At 69.3% G+C, this 975-nt stretch carries 1 protein-coding gene; it reads left to right on the top strand.

The window, feature by feature from the left end; all coding sequences use genetic code 11:
• Positions 1-975, top strand: a 975-nt coding sequence (locus L0B83_RS19595; protein ID WP_234760237.1) for a DUF222 domain-containing protein, incomplete at both ends; no start/stop codon positions are given.

Genomic DNA, 975 nt, shown 5'->3' on the forward strand with positions numbered 1-975 from the left:
GACGACGGCTACCGAAACACCGCCGAATTCCTCCGCGCCCGGCTCCGGATCAGCATCGGCGAAGCCAGACGCCGCCTCACCCTCGCCTCCGGCGTGCTCCCCCAGACCGGGATCGCCGGACAGGAACTCCCCGCACGGCACCCGATCCTCGCCCAGGCACTTGCCTCGGCGAGCGTTCCGTCCCGCTCGGCCACGCTCATCAGCCTCGCCCTCGACCGGGTCCGGCACCTCGCCGACACCGAAACCACCCTGCACATCGAACACTCCCTGACCCGCAACGCCGTGGAGAGCGATCCCGATTTCGTGGCCCGGATGGCCAAACACTGGACCGACGCCATCGACCAGGACGGACCCGAACCCAGCGAAGAAGAACTCCGCCACCGCCAAGGCGCCTTCATCCGCAAACCCCGCCGCGGCATGCACCACCTGGAAATCTTCGCCACCGCCGAACAATTCGAAACCCTCGCCACCGCCATGAACACCGCCACCAACCCCCGCCTCCAGCACCAACCCGACAGGCCAGCCGAGAGTCCCGGCGACGCCGCTGGCCCCGACGACGGCGTTGCCCACCCGTCGCTTGATCGCCGCTCACGTCCGCAGAAACTCCTGGACGGGCTCGTCGGGGCATGCGGGGTGGCGCTGACCACCGGGGACCTGCCCGCCAACGGCGGACTCCGGCCCCAAGTGATGGTCACCATCGACTACCAAGACCTCCTCGCCCGCCTCCAACACCCCGGACACGCCCAAAACCACGGCGGCGCCACTGCCGGCGCCACGGCCGGCACCCGCCAAAGCACCGGCACGTCCACCTTCCAAGGCCCGATCCAGCCCACGGTTATCCGCAAAATCGCCTGCGACGCCGACATCATCCCGGTCCTCCTCGGCAGCGACCGCCGCGTCCTGGACATCGGCCGCACCACCAGGATCTTCCCGCCCCACATCCGCAAAGCCATCATCGCCCGCGACCAAGGCTGC

Source organism: Arthrobacter alkaliphilus (assembly GCF_021483235.1).
In the GTDB taxonomy this organism is placed as follows: Bacteria; Actinomycetota; Actinomycetes; order Actinomycetales; family Micrococcaceae; genus Arthrobacter; species Arthrobacter alkaliphilus.